Raw genomic sequence first — 21,801 nt, forward strand, 5'->3', positions numbered from 1 at the left:
CATGGCCAAGGACAAGGACGTTCGTCCGATCATCAAGCTGAAGTCCACCGCCGGCACCGGGTACACCTACGTGACCCGCAAGAACCGTCGCAACAACCCGGATCGCATCACTCTCAAGAAGTACGACCCGGTGGTCCGCAAGCACGTCGACTTCCGAGAGGAGCGCTGAGATGGCCAAGAAGTCCAAGATCGCCAAGAACGAGCAGCGCAAGGCCATCGTCGCCCGCAACGCCGAGAAGCGCCTCGAACTGAAGAAGACCCTCGTGGACCCGAACGCGTCGGACGAGGCCCGCGAGGCCGCCCGCGTCGGCCTGCAGAAGCTGCCCCGCGACGCCTCCCCGGTGCGCGTGCGCTCCCGCGACGCCATCGACGGCCGCCCGCGCGCCGTGTTCCAGCGCTTCGGCATCTCCCGTGTGCGCTTCCGCGACATGGCCCACCGCGGCGAGCTGCCCGGCGTGACCAAGTCCTCCTGGTGACCTCCGGCCCGGTCCCCGGGCTCTGAACACCACACGACGGCGGCGCCCCTCTTCGCGAGGGGCGCCGCCGTCGTCGTGCGTGCGCCCTCTCTCCCTCCCCATCAGCGCTCCTCGCTTTCTCCCCTCCCCATCAGCGCTCCCCGCCCTCTCCCTTCCCATCAGCGCTCCGGGGGCGAAAGGGACCGGAATTCCGCCCGAATTCCGGACACTCTCGCCCCCGCAGCGGGAGCAGCGGGGGCAGATGGGGGCGGGGGAGGGATGGTGCAGGGCCCCTGGCACGGGCGGAGATGACGCCGGATGCCGGGAATCCGCGCGATCTCGCGGCTCAGAGCGGGCGGGCGAGCCGCGCGGATGGTACGTTCGCACGTAGACGCCCGGCCGCGAGGTCCGGTGCTCTCAATTCCCACAGTCCCCACAGGGAGGAACCAAGGACATGAACCGCAAGGAACTCGTCGCCGCCGTCGCCGAGCGCTCCGGCAACACCCAGGGCGCCGTGAGCGACGTCCTGGACGCCCTCTTCGACGTCTTCACCGCCCAGGTGAAGAAGGGCGAGAAGGTCTCGATCCCCGGCTGGCTGGCCGTGGAGCGCACCGAGCGCAAGGCCCGCACCGGCCGCAACCCGCGCACCGGTGAGGAGATCACCATCCCTGCGGGCCACTCCGTGAAGGTGACCGCCGGCTCCAAGCTCAAGGCCGCCGCCTCCGAGTGAGCATGAGGGCCCTCGCGGCCCGCACCGCGCCCACCTCGGGCGCCGGTGAGCACGACGACGGGCGCCCCCTCCCAGCCGGAGGGGGCGCCCGTCGTCGTGTGCGGCCCCGGGGCGGCGGCCCTGGCCGGCGGCGTAGACTGGGCCCCCACGGATCACGACGCCGGCCGCGTCCGTCCGCCGCCCGCCGAGCCGAGGAGGAGCCCATGGTCGCCATGACCCCGCCGTCCTCCCGCGCCGTGGCCGGGCCGGCCCGACTGCTCCGCGGCGGGGCCGGCGCCGTCGTGATGACGGCGCTCGCCGCCGCCTCCCACTCCGCCGCCGTCGGCGGCCCCCTGCCGCCTCTGGCCCTGATGGCCTTCGCTGCGGTGCTGGCCGCCCCCGTGACCACCGCCCTGGCCGGGCGCACCCTCTCTCTGTGGCGCACCCTCCTGGCCGTCCTGGCGGCCCAGGGGATCTTCCATGCGCTCTACGCTGTCGCGGGCGGGGCGCACGCGGTGCACGTGGCCGCCGGGGTGGATCCCGCGCACGTGGGTCACCTCGCCGCGGACTCCGGCCCGGCCCTGACCGTGAGCGCGACCGCCGCGGCGGGCGACGGGCACGGGGCCGGCATGCTGGGCGCGCACGTGGCGGCCGCCCTGCTGACCGCGGCGGTGCTCCGTCACGGCGAGCGGGTCCTGGCGGCTGCGGCCGAGCAGGCCCTCGCGGCCGTGCCGGCGCTGCGTCTCCTGGCGTTCCTCCTGACCGGGCCCGTGGTCACCCCGCGCCCCCTCCGTCTCCCGGCGATGCGCGTCCTGCGTCCCGTCGGTCCGCTGCTGGTCCTCGGCACCCCGGGGCGGCGGGGCCCGCCTGCCCTCGTCCTCGCGGCCTGACGCCCTCGGGCCCGGCCGTCCGCGTGCCCCCCGCCCCAGCGACTCGGCCCGCCGGCCTCCGCCGGACCGGGCCGGGGAGGACTCCATGCCCCAGCATCATCCCCTTCACGCCACCCTCGCCGCCTGCGCCGTCACCGCGACGATCGCGGCCGCGGCGGCCGGCCCGGCCGTCGCGCACGACGAGCTGGTCGAGGCCGTCCCCGCGGACGGTGCCACCCTGACCGAGGCCCCCGAGGCCGTGACCCTCACCTTCTCGGGCGAGCTGATCGACGGCCAGGGGATCCAGAACCTCGTGCAGGTGACCGACGCCGCCGGCCATCAGTGGCAGGACGGCGCGGCCACCGTGGACGGGCCCACCCTCACCGCGCCGCTGTGCGCGGACCTGCCCCGGGGGGAGTACGACGTGGCCTACCGCGTCGTCTACTCCGACGGGCACTCCGAGGAGCGCTCGCTCGACTTTACGGTGGAGGACCCGCAGGCCCCGGCCCCGGGGACCGCTCCGTCCGGCTGCGGCCTGGCCGCCGCCGGCACCCCGGGCGACCCCGCGGAGCCCCCCGTCTCACACTCCGGGGACGCGCCCGTCGCCGGCGACGCCGATCCCGCCGCGTCCCCGGACGCCCCGGATCAGCCTGCGGCCGCCGACACCACCGGCTCGGCCGTGCCCGGCTGGGTGTGGGCAGCGGGCCTGGCGGGCCTGGCCGTGATCGGCGTGGGCTTCGCCGTGCTGGGCCGCAAGGCGCGCGCCCTCGACCACCGCTGAGCCGCAGCGCACCTCTCTGCCCTGACACCGTGGGCGGCGGTCCCCTCCCGGTGCCGGCCCCATGGGCTGCGCCGTCCACCGCCCCGCGCCTCCTGACAAGGACACTCCCATGACCACCCAGAACACCCTTCCCTCCACCCGTCGTCTCTCTCTCGCCACCGTGCTGGCGGCCGGCGCCCTCGGCCTCACCGCGTGCGCCGGGTCCGGTGAGTCCGCGCCCGCCTCAGCGGCATCGAGCGCGGTGACCGCGTCGCCGTCGGGATCCGAGTCCACGGGCGGGGCCGCGTCCGCCACGGCCTCGGAGGACGCCCCCCTGACCATGACCGACCCGTGGACCAAGGCCACGGACGGGGAGATGACCGGCTCGTTCGGGATCCTTGAGAACACCTCGGACCAGGACGTGCACGTCGTGTCCGTGACCTCCTCGCTCACCGACCGCGTGGAGCTGCACGAGATGGTGCCGGACGAGGACGGCCAGATGCTCATGCAGCAGACCCCGGACGGCTTCACCGTGCCGGCCGGCGAGACCTTCGAGCTGACCCCCGGCGGCAACCACGTGATGCTCATGGGGCTGACCGAGCCGATCCAGCCCGGCGACGAGGTCACCTACGAGCTCGAGACCGAGGACGGGGCCGTCCTCGAGGTCACCTCGGTGGCCCGCCCGTTCACGGGCGCGAACGAGTCCTACCACGGCGGCGAGGCCTCGGGCGCCATGGAGGGTGGCCATGGGGACCACTGACCCCGACCCGGCACACGGCCGGAACCAGGACACGCGGGCGGGGGACGCCCCCGACGGCGATGCCCCCGCCGCCGGGCCCTCGCGCCGCGGCCTCCTGTTCGGCCTCGGCGCGGCCGGCGGCGGGCTGCTCGGCGGGGCGCTCGGCTACGGGGCGGGGGCCGCGCAGGCGGCCCCCGCCCCGGGCGGGCCCGCCCCCTCCTCCGACCCCTCGCCGTCGGGCGTCATGGAGGACACAGGGATCGAGGGGGAGGTCGGCCGCGCCGGCTGGGCCGAGCCCGGGGGCGAGGCCTCACGCGTGGCCGTCAGCTCGCCCATGGGCACGGACACGGTGCCGTTCTTCGGGCCTCGTCAGGCCGGGATCGACACCCCCGCGCAGACCCATGCCGTGTTCCTCGCCCTGGACCTGAAGCCGGAGACGGACCGGGACCAGATCGAGGCCCTGCTGCGCCTGCTCACCGACGATGCCGCACGCCTCACCCAGGGGCGCGCCACGCTCGCGGACACCGAGCCCGAGCTCGCCGCCGCGCCCGCCCGGCTCACCGTGACGTTCGCGTTCGGCCCGGAGCTCGTGGCCCGCGTGGCGCCGCAGCGGGCGCCGGCGTGGCTGGGCCCGCTGCCGGCCTTCGAGCAGATCGACGCGCTGGAGGACCGCTGGTCTCACGGGGACCTGCTCCTGCAGATCTGCGGCGACGACCGGATCTCCGTGGCCCACGCCCGGCGCATGCTGGGCAAGGTGGCCCGCCCCTTCGCCGAGGTCCGCTGGGTGCAGGAGGGCTTCCGTGCCGCGCGTGGCGCCCACCCCACCGGCACCACCATGCGCAACCTGTTCGGCCAGGTGGACGGCACCGCCAACCCCCAGGCCGAGTCGCCGGCGCTCGAGCGGATCGTGTGGGGCGCAGGCCCGGAGGCCGAGGCCGCCGGCATCGCCCCCTGGATGACGGACGGCACCTCCCTGGTGATCCGCAGGATCGACATGCTGATGGACACGTGGGACGAACTGGACCGCCCCGCCAAGGAGAAGGTGATCGGCCGGCGCCTGGGCTCGGGCGCGCCCCTGACGGGCGAGCACGAGAACGACGCCCCGGACTTCGCCGCCGTGGGACCCACGGGCCTGCCCGTCATCTCCGACATCTCCCACCTGCGCCGGGCGCGCATGGACGCCCCCGAGTACGGGATGCTCCGCCGGGGCTACAACTACGACGACGGCGCGGGCGCCTCCGGCACGGGCGCGGGCCTGATCTTCGCCGCCTTCCAGGCGGACGTGGACCGGCAGTTCGTGCCGGTGCAGGCCCGGCTCGCCGAGTCCGACCACCTGAACATCTGGACCCGCCCGGTGGGGTCCGCGGTGTTCGCCGTCCCGCCCGGCTGCGCCGAGGGCGGGTTCGTGGGCGAGGCCCTCTTCTCCTGATCCCCGCCCGGGGCGCCCACCGGCGCCCCGGGCCCCGCCCCGCGGTGGGAGAATGGGCCCATGCCCGCCACCTCCGCCACGACTCCGCGCCCCGGGCGCGGCACCGCAACCCCGTCCTACTCGAGAGGCTCCGAGGCCGCCGCACGCCGCGGTGTGCCCGCCTGGGTGGGCGTGGCGGCCGCCGTCGTCGGTGTGCTGGCCCTGGTGCTGGCCGCCTGGGTCACGGGGATCACCGCCCCCCGTGCGCTCTCCGAGCCGGGCGCGCTCACCCGCTGGGGCGTGCCCGTGGCCACCTTCGTCTCGCACACCGCGATGTCCCTGACCATCGGTGCGCTGCTCCTCGCCGCCGGTGTGGTGCCCCCGCGCGTCGGGCGGGCCGAGGACGCCGCCGAGCACCCGGCCTTCCGCCGCGCCCTGAACACCGCGGCCGTGTCCGCCGGGGTGTGGACCGTCGCCGCGCTCACCGTGGGGGTGCTCTCCTACTCGGACCTCGCGGGCATCCCCGTGAGTGCCGGCCCGGACTTCGGCGCCGGGCTCATGGCCTACGCCCGGGACATCTCCGTGGGCCGGGCCTGGTTCTGGATCACGGTGATCGCCGCCGTCGTGACCACCCTGGCCGTCGCCGTGCGCGGGGCCCTGGGCCTGTTCTGGACGGGCGTGCTCGCGATGCTCGGCATCCTGCCGCTCGCACTGATCGGCCACGGGGCCGGCGGTGAGGACCACTTCGGTGCCGTCAGCTCCATCGGCCTGCACCTGCTCGGCGTGGTCACCTGGGTGGGTGGGCTGCTCGCCCTCGCGGTGCTCTCCGGGGTGCTCTCTCGCCGGGACGCCCCGGTGCGCGCCTCCGCCGGCCGCCCCTCCACCGGCCGCCGCGGCACCCCCGAGGTGCCGCTCGTGCAGGCCGTGGTGCGCCGGTACTCGGTGCTGGCCGGGCTCGGCCTGACCACCGTGGTGCTCTCCGGCGCGGTGAACGCGTGGATCCGCATGGAGGACCCCGGCCAGCTGCTCAGCCCCTACGGGACGCTCGTGCTGGTCAAGGCCGGCGCGGTGGCGGCCCTGGGGGCCATCGGCCTGACGCACCGGCGGTGGATCATTCCGCGTCTGGACGGCGGCCCCGGCGCCCGGCGCCTGCTGTGGCAGCTCGTGGCCGTCGAGGCCGTGCTGATGACGGCCGTGATGGGCGTCTCCGCCGTCCTGGCCCGCACCGCCCCGCCGCGGTCCGAGGAGCTCGCCCCGGATGCCACCCCGGCCCGCATCCTCACCGGCTACGACCTCCCGCCCGAGCCCACCCCGGAGCGCTGGCTGACCCTGTGGCGCCCGGACTGGCTGTGGGTGGCGATCATCGTGTTCCTCGCCGTCTGGTACGTGGGCGCCGCCGTGCGCCTGCACCGCCGCGGGGACCGCTGGCCCGTGCTGCGGACCGTCTGCTGGCTGGTGGGCCTGGCCGTCCTGGCCTGGGTGACCTCCGGGGCGCCCGCGATCTACGGCATGGTGCTGTTCAGCGCGCACATGGTGGGGCACATGACCCTCACCATGGTGGCGCCCCTGTTCCTGGTGCTCGGCGCCCCGATCACCCTGGCGCTGCGCTCCCTGCCGGTGCGTACGGACGGCTCCCGGGGGCCGCGCGAGTGGATCCTGTGGATCGTGCACTCCTGGTGGGGGGCGTTCGTGACGCACCCGATCGTGGCGGGTGTGCACTTCGCCGGGGCGATCCTGGTGTTCTACTACACGGACGTGTTCCGGTTCGCGCTGTCCGAGCATGTGGGGCATGAGTTCATGAACTTCCACTTCCTGCTCACCGGGTTCGTGTTCGCTCTGGTGATGGTGGGCGCGGATCCGCTGCCCCGGCGTCCCCCGTACCCGCTGCGGCTGGTGCTGCTGCTGGCGACCATGGTGTTCCACGCGTTCATCGGGGTGGCCCTCACCGGCTCCACGGGGGTGCTGCAGGCCTCCTGGTTCGGGAACATGGGGAGGGACTGGGGCCCGAGTGCGCTCGCGGACCAGCGCATCGGTGGGGCGATCATGTGGGGCATCGGCGAGTTCCCCACGGTGCTGATGGCCGTGGCGGTGGCGGTGCTCTGGTATCGCAGCGATCAGCGCGTCGCCCGCCGCATGGACCGCAAGGCCGACCGCGACGGCGACGCCGACCTCGCCCGCTGGAATGAGATGTACGCCGCGTTGCACGAGCCCGTCCCGGCTCGGGCCGCCGGCACTGCGGCGCCGGTCTCCTCGGGAACGACGACGCCGGCCGCGGCCGCCGCGGATCGGCCCGCCCCGCCTTCGGGCGAGCCCGCCCCGACTCCCCCGTCAGACCCGACTTCCCCGTCTGACCCGACCTTCCCGGAGCCGCCGCGTGAGCGCTGACCCCACTCTCCACCGCCGAGTACAGGCCCCGGCCGTCCGCGCTCTGCCGTTCCGCACTCCGGCCGTCCGCACCTCGTCCACCCGCGCCCTGGCCGCCCGCCCCGTGGCTGTGCTGGCTGCGGCCGGCCTGGCCCTGACCGCCTGCTCCGTCGGACCCGAGGCGGAGTCCGCCGGGGGCGCCCAGGGGGCGGGGCCGTCGTCGTCGGTCACACAGGCCGCACCCACCGCTCTGAACCTGGGGGACCGGCCCGACCAGGTGATGGCCGAGGCCGCCGCCGCCCGGGCCGCGACCTTCGGGTTCATCCGGCAGCAGGCCGCGAGCGCCGAGGAGATCCGCACGGCCCGCGAGGACGGGCGTGCCCGGGCCGAGGACACCGGGCGGACGGAGGTCGCCCCTGAGGTCTGCGCCGCACCGCTGGCCGCCCTGGACTTCTCCCCGATCCTGCTGGACCAGGAGCAGGCGAGCCGGGTGGACGTCGGCGCCGAGTCCTTCCAGGGCACCGGCACCGTGGAGGTTGCCCGCCTGGACGGGCCCGGGCGGCAGCAGGTGGAGCGGCATCTGCAGACCGTGAACCGGCTGCTGACGGACTGCGGGCGGATGGAGATGACCGTGCACGAGGGCGGCACCTCCACCGTCTATGTGGTGCAGGCGGATGCGGCGGCCCTCTCCGAGGGAAGCCCCGCCCAGTCCGGGCTGGTGTGGCGGCGTACCCGCACCGGTCAGGGCGCCCCGGAGCTGACCGCGCAGGTGCTCACCGCCGTCACCCCGGACGAGGTGGTGATGGTGTCCTTCGCAGGGCAGCCGGCGGTGGGGGAGCGGCAGTTCACGCTCATGGCCGAGGAGGTTCTCGCCGCAGCGCTGCGCGCCGGCTGACCGGCCCTCTCGAGCTCGCCCCGGCTCCCGACCCCGCGCCCCTCCCTCCCCGCGCCGAGCCCCTCCCTCCCCGCGCCCCACTTTCCAGCCGCCCGGCGACAAAACAGCGGTGCAGCCGCGCTGTTATGTCGCCGGACGACTGGGAAACGACCGAGGGGTGGGACGGCCCTGCTGTGTATCCCTCGGATGCCCCACAATGGAGCGCATGACCGAGCAGCGACCCTCCGCCTCCGCTTCGCACGCCGCGCCTTCCGCTCCGCCCGCCACCGCCCACGACGACGCCGGCCCCGCCGCTCACGACGCCACCGCCCACGACGCCGGCCCCGCCCCGACTCCTCGCACGCGCTCGCGGGTGCGCGCCTCCTCCCTCGTGGGCCGCCGTTGGCTGAACACCGGTGGTGCGGACCTCAGCCTCGAGGAGCTGCGCGGCAAGGTGGTGATCCTGGACTTCTGGACGTTCGCCTGCATCAACTGCCTGCACGTGGCCGACGAGCTGCGCCCTCTCGAGCGGGAGTTCGCGGACGTGCTCGTCACCGTCGGGGTGCACTCCCCGAAGTTCGAGCACGAGGCCGAGCCGGCCGCCCTCGAGGCCGCCGTGGAGCGTTACGGCATCGCCCACCCTGTGCTGGACGATCCGGCCCTGACCACCTGGCAGGCCTACTCGGCCCGTGCTTGGCCCACGCTCGTGGTGGTGGACCCGGAGGGGTACATCGTGGCGCACCTGTCCGGTGAGGGGCATGTGGCGGGCCTGTACTCGCTCGTGCGCGAACTCGTGGCCGAGCATGAGGCCAAGGGCACCCTGCACCGCGGTTCCGGCCCCTACGTGCCTCCGGCCCCCGTGGCCCGGGACTTCAAGTTCCCCGGCACGGCGATCGCCCTTGAGGGCCGCGGCACCGAGCCCGGCTCCTTCCTTGTGGCGGACACCGGCCATCACCGGCTCGTGGAGCTGGCCGCGGATCTCACCACCGTGCTGGGTGCCGTCGGTGGAGGGGACCCGGCCCTGGCCCCCGGGCAGGCTTCCGGTCAGGCACCCGAGCAGGCCGCCGGTCTGACCGCCCCCACTCCGGGCACGCGAGGCCATCGCGACGGCGGCCCCGCCGAGGCCCTGTTCAACGAGCCCAACGGGCTGCTGCTGCTTCCGGAGGACGTCGCCGCCCAGGTGGGGTACGACGTCGTCGTCGCGGACACCGTGAACCACCGGCTGCGCGGGGTGACCCTGGCCACCGGCGAGGTGCGGACCCTGGCCGGCAACGGTGTGCAGGCGCTCATCGACTCCGATCGGGTCCGTGCGGCGGCAGGGTCGGAGGACGTGGTGGCCGCGGACCTGTCCGACCTCGACGCCGACCCGCTCCAGACCTCCCTGTCCTCCCCGTGGGACCTGGCCTGGGACGCGCGCTCGGCCCGGATGATCGTGGCGATGGCCGGCACCCACCAGCTGTTCTCCTTCGACCCGCTGCGCCGGGTGCTCGCGGTGTGGGCGGGCACCGGCCTTGAGGGTCTGCTCGACGGCCCCGCTGAGACCGCCTGGTTCGCGCAGACCTCGGGGCTGTCCTTCGCCGACGACGGCACGCTCTGGCTCGCGGACTCGGAGACCTCCGCAGTGCGCTGGGTCCGTGAGGACGGCGACGCGCGCACGGTGGGCACCGCTGTGGGTACGGGCCTGTTCGACTTTGGGCACGTCGACGGCGACCCCGCCCGGGCGCTGATGCAGCACCCTTTGGGGGTGACGGCGCTGCCGGACGGCTCGGTGCTCGTGGCGGACACCTTCAACGGGGCGGTCCGCCGCGTCGCGCCCGAGGGTGTGGACGCGGCCGGCCGCCCGGTGCCTGCCGTGGTGAGCACGGTGGCCCGGGGCCTGGCCGAGCCGGCGGACGTGCTGGTCGAGCCGGGGGAGGACGGCACCCCGAAGGACATCGTGGTGGTGGAGACCAACGCCCACCGGCTGGTGCGGATTGCGGTGCCCGAGGAGTACCTCACCGTGGATGAGGGTGCCCGGCAGACCCAGCGGCCCCGCACCGACGTCGTGGCCGGGGAGCTCGAGCTGGTGGTGGGCTTCGCCGCGCCGTCGGGGCAGAAGCTCGACGAGCGTTGGGGTGATCCCACCCAGATGAAGGTGTCCTCCTCCCCGGAGGAGCTGCTGCTCGAGGGTGCGGGAACCTCGGTGGGCTTGCGCCGCACCCTGCGTCTGAACCCGGAGGTGGCCGAGGGGGTCCTGCACATCACGGCGCGGGCGGCCGCGTGCGACGGCGAGCCCGGCCGGCCGATCCCGGACAGCGCCGCCTGCCACCTCTACCAGCAGGACTGGGGGATCCCGGTGTCCGTGCATGCCCCTGACCAGGCCCCCGAGGGGGCGGAGACCCGCCTGGACCTGGACCTGCGCGGGATACACTGAGCCTGATCCCGATGTCGCCCCGACCTCCCGAAGGACGCCCCATGACCACGCTGATCGTCACCGCCTCCCATCACGGCTCCACCCGTGAGATCGCCGAGCGGGTGGCCGAGGTGCTGCAGGAGCAGCAGCAGATCGAGACCGTCGTGGAGGACGTCAAAGGCGCGGCTGCGTGGCTGGACTCGGCGGATTCTGTGATCGTGGCCGCTCCGGTGTACCGCACCCGGCTGGCGAAGGAGGCGTCCGCGTTCCTGGACTCACGCCGGGCGGAGCTGTCCACGCGCCCGCTGGTGCTGCTGGTCTCCGGTGGGGCGCCGTCGTTGTCTCCGCGTCTGCATGCCGCGCTGCAGGCTTATGGCCCGCGTGAGATCGGCTATGTGCGGGGGGCCGTGGTGGAGGAACGCCTGAGCGGCCTGGAGAAGCTGCAGCTGAAGCTCTCCGGCAACGAGAACTATGGGGACTTCCGTGACTGGGCGGGGCTGGAGTCCTGGGCGAAGGGTCTGACCGGCCTGCGCGGCTGACCCCGCTCCCTCTCCCAGCGCTCGCCGCGTCCGTGCCCCTCTCTCACAACGCTCCGGGGGCCGCCTCGCCTGGACATGACGAAGGCCCCGGGCGCCTGACGGTTCCCGGGGCCTCATCCCTCCCTGATGGAGGGGATCGGAGCGGGCGACGGGAATCGAACCCGCGTATCTTGCTTGGGAAGCAAGCGCTCTACCATTGAGCTACGCCCGCGCATCCGCTCGGCTCTCACCGGCGGCGCGGATCCACCATACACCAGAAGCGCACGACGCCGGCCCCACCCTCCGCCGGTCGGCCCACCTCGCGCCCCCGGGCCCCGCCGGGCCAGGCGGCCCGCGTTCCCGCGCATCGACCGATGGGCCCGCCTCGCGCCCCGCCGGGCCGGTTGCCCCAGCCCTGCCGGGCCCCCGACGACCTGAAGCGTGAAGGTCCCCACGGGGTCCGCCCGCTGCGCTACCGTGGCCTCGTGCTGCTCTCCGACCGTGACATCCGTGCCGAGCTGACTTCCGGGCGCATCGGCCTGTCCCCCCTGGACCTCGCGATGGTGCAGCCGGCGTCCGTGGACGTCCGCCTGGACCGCTTCTTCCGCCTGTTCGACAACCACCGGTACGCGCAGATCGACCCGGCCCAGGAGCAGGACGAGCTCACCCGGCTGGTGGAGGTCGCCCCGGACGAGCCGTTCATCCTGCACCCCGGCGAGTTCGTGCTTGGGGCCACCTATGAGCAGGTCACCCTCCCGGAGGACGTCGCCGCCCGCCTGGAGGGCAAGTCCTCCCTCGGCCGTCTGGGCCTGCTGACGCATTCGACCGCCGGTTTCGTGGACCCCGGGTTCACCGGGCACGTCACCCTCGAGCTGTCCAATGTGGCCACGCTGCCGATCACGCTGTGGCCGGGCATGAAGATCGGCCAGCTCTGCTTCTTCCGCCTCAGCTCGCCGGCGGAGGCCCCCTATGGCACGGGGGACAACAAGAACCGCTACCAGGGTCAGCGTGGCCCCACGGCTTCGCGCTCCCACCGGGACTTCCACATCACCAGGATCGAGCGGTGAGCTCCGCCGCCACCGTCCCGGCCGCCTCGCGTGTGGGTCGCCGCGGGCAGGTGGCGGCATGGGCCCTGTGGGATTGGGGGTCGGCGTCGTTCAACGCCGTCATGGTGACGTTCGTGTTCGGCACCTACCTGGCCTCGGACGCGTTCGGCCCGGACGAGCGGGGCACGGCATGGCTGTCCACGGCGACGGCGCTCGCCGGCGTCGTGATCGCGCTGACCGCCCCGGCGATGGGCCGTCGCGCGGACGGCACGGGCCGGCGTCGTCTGTGGCTGGGGCTGACGACGGGCGCGGTGATCGCCTGCACGGCCGCGTGCTTCTGGGTGACGCCCGAGGAGTCCTCCCTGCTGCTGGGGGTGAGCCTGATCGCCCTGGGCACCGTGTTCTTCGAGTTCGCGGAGGTGCACGTCAACGCGATCCTCGTGCAGATCTCGACGCCGGCCACGATCGGCCGGGTCTCCGGTGTCGGCTGGGGCGCGGGGTATCTGGGCGGGATCGTGCTGCTGCTGCTCGTGTACGTGGGGTTCGTCTCCGGGGACGCCCACTGGTTCGGGGTGACGGAGCAGGACGCCCTGAACATCCGTGTGGTTGCGCTGGTGGCGGCCGCATGGTTCCTGGTGTTCGCGATCCCCGTGCTCGTGGCTGTGCCGGAGCCTCCTGCGGCCCGGGCGGAGGACGGCCATCAGCGCGCGGAGTCCTTCCTTGAGGCGTACCGGGGGCTGGGGCGCACCCTGGCGCGGCTGTGGCGTGAGGACCGGGACACCCTGCGGTTCCTGGTGGCCTCGGCGGTGTTCCGGGACGGGGTGGGTGCCGTGTTCGTCTACGGGGCGATCCTGGGCACCACGGTCTTCGGGATCGATGCCGGGGATGTGATCCTCTTCGCGATCGTGGCGAACGTGGTGGCGGCGCTGGGCGCGTTCGTGGGTGGGCGGCTGGACGACGCCCTGGGCCCGCGCCGGGTGATCTTGGGGTCCTTGGGGGCGCTCGTGCTCACGTGCCTGGTGCTGTGGGTAGCCTCGGGGCCGGCGGCGTTCTGGGCAGGGGGGCTGGTGCTGTGCTTGTTCGTGGGGCCGGTGCAGTCGGCCTCGAGGGCGTTCCTGGGGCGGGCCACGCCGGTGGAGCGGGCGGGGGAGGTGTTCGGGCTCTACGCGACGACGGGCCGTGCCGTGGGCTTCATCACGCCGGCGCTGGTCTCGGCGGCGCTCGCACTCGTGCCGGACAACCGGGTGGTCATCCCCGTGATCGCGGGCGTCCTGGTGGTCGGTGGGGCACTGCTGGTGCGGGTTCCGGAGCCCCGGCAGGCCCGCTGAGCGGACAGGGGCGTCCGGTAGGGTGGTGACGGCCCTCGCCCGTCCGTAGGACGATTCGCCCGACCGCATGACGAAGGGACCCCATGCTCATCACTCTGGTGGCCCTGTTCGCCGTCGCGATCCTCGCGCCGGTGCTCTTCCGCTTCACCGGCCGTCTGGGCTTCTACGTGCTGGCCACCGTTCCCGCCGTGGGGTTCCTGTGGGTCCTCACGCAGCTGCCGCACGTGTTCGCGCTGCAGGCGGCGCTCGACGACGGCCGGCCGGTCCCGGCCTCCGCCGCCCACCTGGACCGCACCGTCCCCTGGGTGCCGCTGCTGGACATCGAGCTCACCTTCCGGATGGACGCGCTGTCCGCGTTCATGGCGCTGATCGTGCTGGGCGTCGGTGCGCTCGTGCTCATGTACTGCGCCCGCTACTTCCGCAAGCATGAGCCGAAGAACGCCGTGTTCGGCGGCCAGCTGCTCGCCTTCGCCGGTGCCATGTTCGGGCTCGTCACCACGGACGACGTCATGGTGCTCTACACCTTCTGGGAGATCACCTCGGTGCTCTCCTTCCTGCTGATCGGGTACTCGGGCCAGCGCATCTTCGCGCGCCGTTCGGCCATCCAGGCGCTGTTCGTGACGACGTTCGGCGGCCTGGCGATGCTCGTGGGCCTCGTGCTGCTCTCCGTGTCCGCCGGCACATGGCGGATCTCGGGGATCCTCGCGGCCGCCCCCGGCCTGCTGGACGGCGGTGCCCCGCGTGGCCTGGTCGAGACGGCCGTCGCGCTGGTGCTCGTGGGCGCGCTCACGAAGTCCGCGCAGGCCCCGTTCCACTTCTGGCTGCCGGCGGCCATGGCCGCCCCCACCCCGGTCTCGGCGTACCTGCATGCCGCGGCGATGGTGAAGGCCGGCGTGTTCCTGGTGGCCCGGCTGGCGCCGGCGTTCGCCGGGCTCGTCTCCTGGCAGGTGATGGTGCTGGGCATCGGCCTGCTCACCCTGCTGCTCGGCGGCTACCGTGCGATGCGGCAGACGGACATCAAGCTCGTGCTGGCCTACGGCACGGTCTCCCAGCTGGGCTTCCTCATGGTGGCCAACGGTCTGGGCACCCGGGATGCTGCCATGGCGGGCCTGGCGATGCTCCTGGCCCATGCCGTGTTCAAGGCGCCGCTGTTCATGGTGGTCGGCATCATCGACCATGAGGCCGGCACCCGTGACCTGCGCCGGCTCTCCGGCATCGGCCGCCGCCACCCCTGGCTGGCCGCCGTCGCCGTGGTGGCGGGCCTGTCCATGGCCGGCCTGCCGCCGCTGTTCGGGTTCGTGGCCAAGGAGTCCGTGCTCGAGTCCCTCCTCGCCCACGGCGAGCATGCCGGGACCGTGTGGGGCTGGGCTCCGCTGGTGGGCATGGCGCTGGGCTCCGTGCTGACCTTCGCCTACACGTGGCGCTTCCTCTGGGGTGCGTTCGGCACCCGCCGGGCCCGGGACACCGAGGACGGCGTGGCCCCCGAGCCCACCGCGTTCCACTCCCGTGTGACCGCTGCCGAGCTCGCCCCCGCCGGTGTGCTCGCCGTGGTCTGCCTGGGCCTGGGCCTGGCCCCGTGGCTGCCCGAGCCGCTGATCACCGCCTACACCGGCGGGCTGGCCCCGCTGGAGGCGGGGGAGAATCCTGCCTACCTGGCCCTGTGGCACGGGTGGACGCCGGTGCTGGCGATCTCTGCGGGCATCTGGGTGCTCGGTGCGCTGCTGGCCGCGGCCCGCCGCCCCGTGCAGCGCCTCCAGGGGCACCTGGAGTTCCCGGTGGACGCCGCCCGCACCTACCGCCGCACGCTGTCCGGGGTGGATGCCACGGCGCTGTGGATCACCGCCCGCACTCAGACCGGCTCGCTGCGCCGCTACCTGGCGATCATCCTGGGCGTGGCGTTCCTGCTGCCCCTGGCGTTCCTGCTCTTCCCCGTGGGGGAGGAGGGCCGGGTGCTGGCCACCTCCTTCCTCACCGCGGACATCACCGTCGCGGCGAAGCCGGCTCAGGCCGGCGTGGTGGTGATGCTCTGTGTGGCCGTGGCGGCGGTGCTGCGTGCCCGCCGTCGTTTCCAGGCGATCATGCTGGTCTCGGTGACCGGCTATGCGGCCGCCGCGCTGTTCGCGATGCGCGGTGCTCCGGACCTGGCGATCACCCAGGTGGTGGTGGAGACCATCGTGCTGGTGGCCTTGATCCTGGGTCTGCGCGTGCTGCCGGCTGAGTGGCCGGCCGGAGAGGGGGACACCCGCCGTGTCTTCCGCGCCGTCCTGGCGATCGGTTTCGGCCTGACCATGATGTGGGTGGTGGCCACGGCGATGGCCGCCCGCACCGCTGAGCGGATCTCCGTGGACCTGCCCGAGCTGGCCTATGAGATCGGCCACGGTGCGAACACCGTGAACGTGACCCTCGTGGACACCCGAGGCTGGGACACCTGGGGGGAGATCACCGTGCTCGCGGCCGCCGCCACGGGCATCGCCTCGCTGATCTTCCTGCGCCACCGCGACGCCGAGGTCGGCGATATCGACGACGTCCGCCCGGGCTCGGTGGGCAACTACGGCTCGAACTCTGTGCTCGGTCCCCGTGCCCTCTCCGTGGTGCGCAGCTTCGCCGTGGACGACCGCGACACCCCCTGGCTGGTGGCCGGGCACACGCTCGCCCCCGAGCGCCGCTCGATCATCCTCGAGGTGGTCGTGCGCTTCATGTTCCCGATCATGATGCTGATCTCCGTGTACCTGCTGCTGGCCGGTCACAACACCCCCGGCGGCGGGTTCGCAGGCGGCCTGATGGCCGGACTGGCCTTCACGCTGCGCTACCTTGCCGGCGGCCGGTACGAGCTCGAGGAGGCCTCGCTGATCCCGGCCGGCCCGCTGCTCGGCTCCGGCCTGGCCGTGGCCACGCTCACGGGTATCTCGCCTCTGTTCTTCGGCGGCCAGGTGCTGCAGTCCTATGCGGTGGAGTTCCACGACCTTCCCCTGTTCGGCGACTCCCTCAAGCTCGTCTCCGCCACGGCGTTCGACATCGGCGTGTACCTCGTGGTGATCGGTCTGGTCATGGACGTGCTGCGCGCCCTCGGCGGTGAGGTGGACCGCCGCGGCGAGGCCTGGCAGGACGTGCGACGTGAGGCGACCGGCCGGCGTCGTACCCGCCCGGCACGCCCCGGCCCCCACCAGACCATGCCCATGCCCATCGTCTCCGCGCCCGGGGAGGGATCCCGCTGATGACCGTCGATCTCGCCCTGCTCACCGGCATGGGCGTCCTCTACGCGGGGGGCGTCTACCTGGTGATGGAACGCAACCTCACCCGGATCATGCTCGGGCTGATGCTCATCACGAACGCCACCATCCTGCTGCTGTTCGTGACCGCCGGTGGCGGTGGCCGCCCGCCGATCCGTGAGGCCGGCGTGGACGGCACCGAGTACGCCGACCCCCTGCCCCAGGCACTGATGCTGACCGCGATCGTGATCGGCTTCGCCGTGACCGCCTTCCTCGCGGCCATGATCTACCGGTCCTGGCTGCTGCGCCGCCTCGACGAGATCCGCGAGGACGCGGAGGACCGCCGCGTGGCCTCCCAGTCCACATGGGACGCCGAGGACGACGCCGAGCTGATCGAGGAGCACTCCGAGTTCATGGACGACGACGCCGACCCCAACGCCCACTACGAGCAGACCAGCGCGGAGGCCCCCAAGGCCAAGCGGGCCGGGCGCCCCTCGGCCCCCGCCGAGCCGCACTCGATGCCGCGCGCCGCGGACGGGGGTGAGCCCGCATGATGATCGGCTCCCACCCCCTGACGGACCTGGCGCCGCTGTCGGTGATGATCCCGGTGCTCGGCGCCGCGGTGACCTTCATGCTGATGCGCCGCTGGCGGGCCCAGGTGGCCGTGACCATCGGCGCCCTCTGCCTGACCCTGCTGCTGAACGTCGGCCTGCTGGCCGCGGCCTGGGACACCGGCGCCGCCGCCGTGGAGATGGCCGGCTGGCCCGCCCCGCTGGGCATCACGATCGTGGTGGACCGGCTCTCGGCGCTCATGCTCGTGATCTCCAGCCTGATCACCCTCGCGGTGCTCGTCTACGCCTCGGCGCAGGGCATCCTCGACGAGGACGAGGGCGGGCTGGTCTCGATCTTCCACCCTACGTTCCTGATCCTCGTGGCGGGCGTGTCCAACGCGTTCCTCGCCGGCGACATCTTCAACCTCTACGTGGGCTTCGAGATCCTGCTGACCGCCTCCTACGTGCTGCTCACCCTCGGGGGAACGGCCCAGCGCATGCGGGCCGGCGTCACCTACGTGGTGGTCTCCGTGGTGTCCTCGGCGGTGTTCCTGATCGCGATCGCCATGATCTACGCGGCCACCGGCACCGTGAACATGGCGGACCTGGCGGTCAAGCTGGGCGAGCTGCCCGTGGACGTGCAGATGGTGCTGCACGTGATGCTGCTGGTGGGCTTCGGCATCAAGGCGGCGGTGTTCCCGCTGTCCTTCTGGCTGCCGGACTCCTACCCGACGGCCCCGGCCCCGGTCACCGCCGTGTTCGCGGGCCTGCTCACGAAGGTGGGCGTGTACGCGATGATCCGCACCGAGACCCTCCTGTTCCCGGGCGAGCACGTCAACGACCTGCTGATGGTGGTGGCGGCGCTGACCATGGTGGTGGGCATCCTGGGCGCCCTGGTGCAGACAGACATCAAGCGTGTGCTCTCGTTCATCCTGGTCTCGCACATCGGGTACATGATCTTCGGCCTGGCCCTGGGGACCCGCATGGGCCTGGCCGCCACGGTGTACTACGTGGGCCACCACATCACCGTGCAGACGGCCCTGTTCCTGGTGACCGGCCTGATCGAGCACCGGGCGGGCACCGCGAACATCGACCGCCTCGGCTCCCTGGCCAAGGTGGCCCCGCTGATCGGTGTGCTCTACCTGATCCCCGCGCTCAACCTCGGCGGCATCCCGCCGCTGTCCGGGTTCCTGGGCAAGGTCGGCCTGCTGCGTGGCGGCGCGGAGCTGGGCACCCCGATGTCCTACACGCTGGTGGGTGTGTCCGTGCTGGCCTCCCTGCTGACGCTGCTTGTGGTGGCCCGCCTGTGGACGCGCGTGTTCTGGCGCAAGGTGGAGGACGCCGAGCATCCGCCCCCACAGCTGGTGGCGGACGTTCAGCGCGTGGTCGAGCGCGGCCGCCCGCCGCGGCCGATCGAGTCCGGCCTGGCCCTGCCCACGGTCGCCCTCGTGACCATGACCGTCGCGTTCACGGTGTTCGCCGGCCCCCTGTTCGACTTCTCGGACCGGGCCGCCCGGGACATGCTGGAGCGCCGCCCCTACATCGAGGCGGTGCTGGGCACCCAGGCCGCCGACCGAGCCGAGGGCATCCTCAGCCAGGACCCCACGGAGGTGCGCGATGCCGACCGCTGAGCCCGTCCCCACCACCGGCTCCACCGCCACCGTGCGGCAGGACCACCCCACAGCCCAGCGTCCCGTGCGAGGGCTGCACGCCCTGCTCGCCCAGTGGCCGCTGCTGCTGGTGATGCTGTTGCTGTGGTGCGCCCTGTGGCAGGACTTCAGTCTGCACGTGGTGCTGACCGGGGTGCTGTTCTCCACCGTGGTGGTGGTGCTGTTCCCGATGCCGGCGATCCCCTTCCCGGGCCGCCTGCACCCGTGGTGGAGCCTCGTGTTCGGTGTGCGGTTCCTGGCCGACGTCGTGCGCTCATCCGTGGCGATCTCCGCCACGGTGCTGCTGCGCGGGCGCCGGGCCCGCAGCTCCGTGGTGGGGGTGCGCCTGCGCAGCCACGACGACCTCGTGACCACCCTCGTCAGCCACGCCCTGGCCCTCGTGCCCGGGTCGATCGTGCTCGACGTCGACCGTGCCCGCGCCACGCTGTACCTGCACGTGCTGGACGCCACCGACGACGACGACGTCGAGGCCTACCGGCGCACCGCCCTGAACGTGGAGGCCGGGATCATCCGGGCCGTGGGTTCGCGTGAAGACGTCGAGCTGCTGCGCCGCCACCCGGACCAGGCCCCGCCCGAGGACGAGCTGGACGATCTGCGCCGCAACCCCGTCTACCCGCAGCATGCGCTCCCGGACACCCCGGACCGGGTGCCTGGAACACCTCGGGAGGAGAGCCGATGATCGACCCCATGATGCTGGCCGCCTGGGTGGCCGGTGCACTGCTGATGGCCGGTGCGGTGGGCGCGCTCATCCGCCTGGTCCGAGGCCCGTCCCTGCTGGACCGTGTGGTGTCCTCGGACGTGCTGCTCGTGGTGCTCAGCTCCGCGCTGGTGCTGGAGATGGCGGTGGTGGACCACACCCGCACCATCATGCTCGTGATGATCACGGCGACCGTCGGGTTCGTCGGGTCGGTGACCGTGGCCCGGTTCGTGGAGGACCGCCGCCCGGACCACCCCCGTGAGGACCGCACGCATGTGGCCACCCCGGGCGATCAGGCCGTCGCCCCCGACTCCGACGCGAGGAGCCACCCGTGATCCCCGAGATCGTCATCCCCGACGCCGTCCTGAACTGGACCTCCGCGGTCCTGCTGATCTCCGGGGCGTTCTTCTCCCTCGTGGCCGGGGTGGGCCTGCTGGTCCTGCCGGATCTGCTCACCCGCATCCATGCGGCCGCCAAGCCTCAGGTGCTCGGGCTGATGCTCATGCTGCTGGGCCTGGCCGTGGAGTGGCGGGCCTGGGTGTGGGTGCCCGTGCTGGTGCTGGCCTGGATGGTGCAGATGGTCACCGGGCCGGTGGCGTCCCACCTGGTGGGGCGCACCGCCTACCGCACCAAGCATGCCAAGCGTGAGCTGCTGGTGCGCGACGACCTCCGGGACTTCGGCCGACACCTCAGCACCGGCGAGGGCGAGCAGCCCCGCTGACTCGCCTGACCGGCCAGCCCCCTGACCCGCACACGACGACGGCCCGGCACCTCCTCAGGGGGTGCCGGGCCGTGCGTGGGAGTGGGGATCAGACCTCGTTGTCCACGCGGTGCGCGGTGGAGGCGGAGGCCCGGCGGAGGGCCGCGCCCGCACCGCGCTGGCCGGCCACCCGGATCAGGGCCATGATGCCGGCGGAGAGGAACGCGTAGGAGAGGGCCTCCACGAGCGGCACGGTCTCGTCCGTGGCGTCGGAGGGGGCGTCATGGCCGGAGGCCAGCTTCCACCCGGTGGCCACCACCCGGGAGCCGACGAGGCCCCCCACCACGGTGATGCCGCCGGCCAGGGCCTTCTGCATGATCTTGTCCACGGGATGAGCCTTCCTCACGAGGTGACGGGACGCCGCACACCGGGGGCGCGGCCGGATGCCAGCCTAACCGGACATCCGCCCGGGGCGGGGCGGCTCAGCGCCCGGGGGCCGGGGGCTCGGGCAGCGGGTCGCCGCTCGTGTGGCGGCCGGGGTCGGCGTCGGCGTCCAACCAGGCCTGCAGCAGGTCGGTGAGCGCAGGGTCCACGGGCAGGGCGCGGCCGTCCACCTCCCGCACGGGCATCACCCCGCGCACGGAGGAGACCAGCCACATGCCGTCGATCCCCTCGAGGTCCGCGGGCACCAGGGGCCCGTAGCCGAGCTCCCAGCCCTCCGCCTCGGCCGCCGCGAAGATCACGGACTGGGAGGTGCCCGCCAGGATGCCCTTCTGGCGCAGCGGGGTCACCAGGGCGCGGCGGCCCTGCGGGGTGCGGCGGGCGATCAGCACGGTGGAGGTGGGGCCCTCCAGCAGGTAGCCGTCAGCACTCGTGAACACGGCGTCGTCCGCCCCCTGGGCGCGGGCGTGGCGCAGTGCGGCCATGTTCACCGCGTAGCTGAGGGTCTTGGCGCCGGTGAGCAGCCAGGGGGCGCGCTCGACCACCCGGGAGTCCAGGCCGCGCTCGAGCAGCAGCACGGACACCCCGGCCCGCCGCCGTGCCGGGTCCGGGGCGGGCACGGCGGTCACGAGCACCCAGCAGGTGGGCCGGACCGGCTGACCGGCCGGCACCTCGGGTCCTCGCGTGGCGGTCAGGCGCACCGAGGCCCGGCTCCCCGGGACGGGCCGAGCACCGGCCGTCCCGGCGTCAGCGGTCCGGGCGCCGTCCGCCCAGGCCTCGAGGCCGAGGCGCACCGCCGCCTCCCAGCGCTCGGCGCCGGGCACCGGCAGGTCCAGGGCCTGCGCCGAGGAGGCCAAGCGGGCCAGGTGCGCGCCCAGCTTGCGCACCACCGGCACCCCGTCCCTCCCGACGACGGCCAGAGCCGTCTCGAAGAGCCCGTCACCACGGGTGGCGCCCTGGTCCGTCACCGGCAGGTGCGGTGCCGCCGGATCCGCGAGGCGGGGGCCGCCGTCGTCGTCGATCAGGACGAGGACAGGCGCGGCGGCGGGAGCGGGGGAGTCGGCCATCGGC

At 73.6% G+C, this 21,801-nt stretch carries 21 protein-coding genes and 1 tRNA gene; 19 read left to right on the forward strand and 3 right to left on the reverse strand.

What is annotated here, in order from left to right:
• Position 1 precedes the first annotated feature (1 nt).
• The 11 genes from rpmG to SPI96_RS03245 all read left to right on the forward strand — a co-directional run bounded on the left by rpmG (position 2) and on the right by SPI96_RS03245 (position 11,109).
• Complete coding sequence (rpmG, locus tag SPI96_RS03195) at positions 2-169, forward strand: 50S ribosomal protein L33 (protein WP_017488899.1); 168 nt, start codon at positions 2-4, stop codon at positions 167-169.
• 1 nt (position 170) lies between these two features.
• Positions 171-476: a 30S ribosomal protein S14 gene (gene rpsN, locus SPI96_RS03200; protein ID WP_321080923.1), complete on the forward strand. Its 306-nt coding sequence runs from the start codon at positions 171-173 to the stop codon at positions 474-476.
• Positions 477-909: 433 nt separating this feature from the next.
• A complete protein-coding gene (locus SPI96_RS03205; RefSeq protein ID WP_321080924.1) occupies positions 910-1,185 on the forward strand; it encodes an HU family DNA-binding protein in 276 nt (91 codons plus the stop codon).
• A 203-nt stretch (positions 1,186-1,388) separates the two neighbouring features.
• Complete coding sequence (locus SPI96_RS03210) at positions 1,389-2,054, forward strand: hypothetical protein (protein ID WP_321080925.1); 666 nt, start codon at positions 1,389-1,391, stop codon at positions 2,052-2,054.
• Between the two features lie 85 nt (positions 2,055-2,139).
• Entirely contained in the window at positions 2,140-2,814 is a 675-nt protein-coding gene (locus SPI96_RS03215; RefSeq protein WP_321080926.1) for a copper resistance protein CopC, read from the forward strand.
• Between the two features lie 109 nt (positions 2,815-2,923).
• Entirely contained in the window at positions 2,924-3,553 is a 630-nt protein-coding gene (locus SPI96_RS03220) for a copper chaperone PCu(A)C (RefSeq protein WP_321080927.1), read from the forward strand.
• Positions 3,540-4,961: a Dyp-type peroxidase gene (locus SPI96_RS03225; RefSeq protein ID WP_321080928.1), complete on the forward strand. Its 1,422-nt coding sequence runs from the start codon at positions 3,540-3,542 to the stop codon at positions 4,959-4,961. The genes SPI96_RS03220 and SPI96_RS03225 overlap by 14 nt, the downstream gene beginning before the upstream one ends.
• Before the next feature lie 60 nt (positions 4,962-5,021).
• Positions 5,022-7,325 (forward strand): cytochrome c oxidase assembly protein, encoded by a 2,304-nt coding sequence (locus tag SPI96_RS03230; RefSeq protein WP_321080929.1) that lies wholly within the window; start codon positions 5,022-5,024, stop codon positions 7,323-7,325.
• The gene (locus SPI96_RS03235; protein WP_321080930.1) at positions 7,315-8,199 is read left to right on the forward strand and encodes a hypothetical protein; all 885 of its coding nucleotides are present in this window, start codon (positions 7,315-7,317) and stop codon (positions 8,197-8,199) included. The genes SPI96_RS03230 and SPI96_RS03235 overlap by 11 nt, the downstream gene beginning before the upstream one ends.
• Positions 8,200-8,404: 205 nt before the next feature.
• Positions 8,405-10,591 carry an NHL domain-containing thioredoxin family protein gene (locus SPI96_RS03240; RefSeq protein WP_321080931.1) on the forward strand — a complete coding sequence of 729 codons (2,187 nt, stop codon included), beginning with the start codon at positions 8,405-8,407 and terminating at the stop codon, positions 10,589-10,591.
• 41 nt (positions 10,592-10,632) lie between these two features.
• Positions 10,633-11,109, forward strand: coding sequence for a flavodoxin domain-containing protein (locus SPI96_RS03245; protein WP_321080932.1), 477 nt, complete (start codon positions 10,633-10,635; stop codon positions 11,107-11,109).
• A 140-nt stretch (positions 11,110-11,249) separates the two neighbouring features.
• Here the strand turns inward: SPI96_RS03245 and SPI96_RS03250 are convergent.
• Positions 11,250-11,320: transfer RNA gene (locus SPI96_RS03250), tRNA-Gly, on the reverse strand.
• Between the two features lie 253 nt (positions 11,321-11,573).
• On the opposite strand from SPI96_RS03250, the gene dcd reads away from it, so the two are divergent.
• The 8 genes from dcd (at position 11,574) to mnhG (ending at position 20,310) form a co-directional block, all read left to right on the forward strand.
• Positions 11,574-12,155 carry a dCTP deaminase gene (gene dcd / locus SPI96_RS03255; RefSeq protein ID WP_321080933.1) on the forward strand — a complete coding sequence of 194 codons (582 nt, stop codon included), beginning with the start codon at positions 11,574-11,576 and terminating at the stop codon, positions 12,153-12,155.
• The gene (locus SPI96_RS03260; RefSeq protein ID WP_321080934.1) at positions 12,152-13,462 is read left to right on the forward strand and encodes an MFS transporter; all 1,311 of its coding nucleotides are present in this window, start codon (positions 12,152-12,154) and stop codon (positions 13,460-13,462) included. Before dcd ends, SPI96_RS03260 begins: the two co-directional genes overlap by 4 nt.
• Before the next feature lie 83 nt (positions 13,463-13,545).
• Positions 13,546-16,677, forward strand: coding sequence for a Na+/H+ antiporter subunit A (locus SPI96_RS03265; RefSeq protein WP_321080935.1), 3,132 nt, complete (start codon positions 13,546-13,548; stop codon positions 16,675-16,677).
• On the forward strand, positions 16,677-17,225 hold the full coding sequence (locus SPI96_RS03270) for a Na(+)/H(+) antiporter subunit C (protein ID WP_321080936.1): 549 nt from the start codon (positions 16,677-16,679) through the stop codon (positions 17,223-17,225). The genes SPI96_RS03265 and SPI96_RS03270 overlap by 1 nt, the downstream gene beginning before the upstream one ends.
• Positions 17,222-18,853 carry a Na+/H+ antiporter subunit D gene (locus tag SPI96_RS03275; protein ID WP_321080937.1) on the forward strand — a complete coding sequence of 544 codons (1,632 nt, stop codon included), beginning with the start codon at positions 17,222-17,224 and terminating at the stop codon, positions 18,851-18,853. The genes SPI96_RS03270 and SPI96_RS03275 overlap by 4 nt, the downstream gene beginning before the upstream one ends.
• Positions 18,840-19,571: a Na+/H+ antiporter subunit E gene (locus SPI96_RS03280; protein WP_321080938.1), complete on the forward strand. Its 732-nt coding sequence runs from the start codon at positions 18,840-18,842 to the stop codon at positions 19,569-19,571. The genes SPI96_RS03275 and SPI96_RS03280 overlap by 14 nt, the downstream gene beginning before the upstream one ends.
• Positions 19,568-19,924, forward strand: coding sequence for a monovalent cation/H+ antiporter complex subunit F (locus tag SPI96_RS03285; RefSeq protein WP_321080939.1), 357 nt, complete (start codon positions 19,568-19,570; stop codon positions 19,922-19,924). Before SPI96_RS03280 ends, SPI96_RS03285 begins: the two co-directional genes overlap by 4 nt.
• Positions 19,921-20,310, forward strand: coding sequence for a monovalent cation/H(+) antiporter subunit G (gene mnhG, locus SPI96_RS03290; RefSeq protein ID WP_321080940.1), 390 nt, complete (start codon positions 19,921-19,923; stop codon positions 20,308-20,310). Before SPI96_RS03285 ends, mnhG begins: the two co-directional genes overlap by 4 nt.
• An 88-nt stretch (positions 20,311-20,398) precedes the next feature.
• Here mnhG and SPI96_RS03295 read toward each other — a convergent pair whose 3' ends face one another.
• Positions 20,399-20,677: a DUF4235 domain-containing protein gene (locus SPI96_RS03295; RefSeq protein WP_321080941.1), complete on the reverse strand. Its 279-nt coding sequence runs from the start codon at positions 20,675-20,677 to the stop codon at positions 20,399-20,401.
• A 94-nt stretch (positions 20,678-20,771) separates the two neighbouring features.
• Entirely contained in the window at positions 20,772-21,797 is a 1,026-nt protein-coding gene (locus tag SPI96_RS03300; RefSeq protein ID WP_321080942.1) for an aminotransferase class IV, read from the reverse strand.
• Positions 21,798-21,801: the final 4 nt, after the last annotated feature.

The organism is Micrococcus sp. (assembly GCF_034179925.1).
Classification (GTDB): domain Bacteria; phylum Actinomycetota; class Actinomycetes; order Actinomycetales; family Micrococcaceae; genus Micrococcus.

What these genes read in the sequence shown, in the direction of transcription:
- SPI96_RS03280 (WP_321080938.1), top strand. Translation starts at nt 18,840, where the DNA reads ATGCCGACCGCTGAGCCCGTCCCCACCACCGGCTCCACCGCCACCGTG.
- SPI96_RS03205 (WP_321080924.1), top strand. Translation starts at nt 910, where the DNA reads ATGAACCGCAAGGAACTCGTCGCCGCCGTCGCCGAGCGCTCCGGCAAC.
- SPI96_RS03275 (WP_321080937.1), top strand. Translation starts at nt 17,222, where the DNA reads ATGATGATCGGCTCCCACCCCCTGACGGACCTGGCGCCGCTGTCGGTG.
- SPI96_RS03225 (WP_321080928.1), top strand. Translation starts at nt 3,540, where the DNA reads ATGGGGACCACTGACCCCGACCCGGCACACGGCCGGAACCAGGACACG.
- SPI96_RS03240 (WP_321080931.1), top strand. Translation starts at nt 8,405, where the DNA reads ATGACCGAGCAGCGACCCTCCGCCTCCGCTTCGCACGCCGCGCCTTCC.
- rpmG (WP_017488899.1), top strand. Translation starts at nt 2, where the DNA reads ATGGCCAAGGACAAGGACGTTCGTCCGATCATCAAGCTGAAGTCCACC.
- SPI96_RS03210 (WP_321080925.1), top strand. Translation starts at nt 1,389, where the DNA reads ATGGTCGCCATGACCCCGCCGTCCTCCCGCGCCGTGGCCGGGCCGGCC.
- SPI96_RS03285 (WP_321080939.1), top strand. Translation starts at nt 19,568, where the DNA reads ATGATCGACCCCATGATGCTGGCCGCCTGGGTGGCCGGTGCACTGCTG.
- SPI96_RS03220 (WP_321080927.1), top strand. Translation starts at nt 2,924, where the DNA reads ATGACCACCCAGAACACCCTTCCCTCCACCCGTCGTCTCTCTCTCGCC.
- SPI96_RS03270 (WP_321080936.1), top strand. Translation starts at nt 16,677, where the DNA reads ATGACCGTCGATCTCGCCCTGCTCACCGGCATGGGCGTCCTCTACGCG.
- SPI96_RS03230 (WP_321080929.1), top strand. Translation starts at nt 5,022, where the DNA reads ATGCCCGCCACCTCCGCCACGACTCCGCGCCCCGGGCGCGGCACCGCA.
- rpsN (WP_321080923.1), top strand. Translation starts at nt 171, where the DNA reads ATGGCCAAGAAGTCCAAGATCGCCAAGAACGAGCAGCGCAAGGCCATC.
- SPI96_RS03215 (WP_321080926.1), top strand. Translation starts at nt 2,140, where the DNA reads ATGCCCCAGCATCATCCCCTTCACGCCACCCTCGCCGCCTGCGCCGTC.
- SPI96_RS03265 (WP_321080935.1), top strand. Translation starts at nt 13,546, where the DNA reads ATGCTCATCACTCTGGTGGCCCTGTTCGCCGTCGCGATCCTCGCGCCG.
- SPI96_RS03300 (WP_321080942.1), bottom strand. Translation starts at nt 21,797, where the DNA reads ATGGCCGACTCCCCCGCTCCCGCCGCCGCGCCTGTCCTCGTCCTGATC.
- SPI96_RS03245 (WP_321080932.1), top strand. Translation starts at nt 10,633, where the DNA reads ATGACCACGCTGATCGTCACCGCCTCCCATCACGGCTCCACCCGTGAG.